Genomic DNA, 1,124 nt, shown 5'->3' with positions numbered 1-1,124 from the left:
CATCGACGGCCGGGCCGACGGCCGCGGCGACCGCCGGGGACAGCCCGATGCCCTCCTCGACCGCCGCCACCTGGCAGCCCACCACCACGGTGGGGGGCGCCTGCCCGCCGAGCGCCTCGAGGCTCGCGAACACCGCGGCCGGGTCCATGGCGTGCGCGTCGATTCCCGCCGGCCCCCGCGTGGCGGTGTCGGCTTCGAAGACCCGCACGGCGCCCGGCTCGCCGGCGCCGGGGACGGCGTCGACGAGCACGAGCGCGTCCCACCCGTCGAGCAGGTCGTAGGCCAGGTGCATGCCGCGGATCCCGTAGTCCACCACCCGGGTTCCGGGTGTGTCGGCCGGGATCCGCCGCACCACCTCGGGGCCGAAGCCGTCGTCGCCGAGGAAGATGTTGCCGATGCCCGCCACCAGGATCCGCACCACGTCACATCCTGCGCATCCGCAGGTACCGCTGGATGTCCGGCAGCGACTGCACCGTCACGACCACCCCGCCGATCACCGCGGCGGCCAGTGCCGCGGTGGCCAGCATTCCGATGAATCTCATGGCTCCTCTTTCCTCCCGAGCGGCTCGAGTTCGTCGGGCGCGAAGTACAGGTAGCGCCCGTACCAGTCGTGCAGGTCCGCGGCCGGATCGTCGACGAGGACGACCCCGACGTGGGTCTCGCCGTCGACGTCGGCGTGCACGGTGGCCACGCGCGCCACCCGGTCCCGGAAGAACAGGTCCTGCGCGTCGGCCCGGCGCGACGGGTGCAGCCGCACCAGGCTGCCCTGCGCGACCCGGATCCCGCCGATCAGCACCCCGTCCGTCTCGGGCCGGACGCTGGTGTCCGCCTCGGGGGTCCACCAGTCGACGCCGTCGGGCAGTTCTGGAATCAGCCCGCCCTCGCGGTGCGGGTCCCGCAGGATGCCGTGCAGGGCCTGCATCTCGGCGGGGGTCATCGTCTCGCAGCGTTCGACGATCTGCGCGGCCCGGGGGTCGGTGGCCCGCGCCTCGGCCTTCTCCTCGTCGGTCAGGGTCAGGACCCGCAGGGTGAGGATCTCGTCGATCTCGGTGGCGTCGAACAGGTCCCCGCCGCTCTGCTCGGCGACCTGCGGATGGTCGTACAGGATGATCGGGGACACCAGC

General features: G+C 73.3%; 2 protein-coding genes and 1 pseudogene. All 3 read right to left on the bottom strand.

From position 1 onward, the window contains the following. Window positions 1–421 (bottom strand): hydrogenase maturation protease (locus tag CQZ88_RS23335; RefSeq protein WP_102800380.1); only part of this gene is annotated, 421 nt, incomplete at its 3' end. Window position 422: 1 nt separating this feature from the next. Continuing rightward, entirely contained in the window at window positions 423–542 is a 120-nt protein-coding gene (locus tag CQZ88_RS32455; protein WP_006941977.1) for a hypothetical protein, read from the bottom strand. Next, window positions 539–1,124 (bottom strand): annotated as a pseudogene (locus tag CQZ88_RS31665) (hypothetical protein); the annotation flags it as partial. The gene CQZ88_RS32455 and the pseudogene CQZ88_RS31665, both read right to left, overlap by 4 nt.

The sequence above is a fragment of the Rhodococcus sp. ENV425 genome, assembly GCF_002887785.1.
GTDB classification, from domain to species: domain Bacteria; phylum Actinomycetota; class Actinomycetes; order Mycobacteriales; family Mycobacteriaceae; genus Rhodococcus; species Rhodococcus aetherivorans.
The sequence above is the reverse complement of the archived record's forward strand: the minus strand, read 5'-3'. Positions and strand labels throughout refer to the sequence as shown.

Coding starts and splice junctions, on each gene's coding strand:
- CQZ88_RS32455 (WP_006941977.1), bottom strand. CDS start 542: ATGAGATTCATCGGAATGCTGGCCACCGCGGCACTGGCCGCCGCGGTG.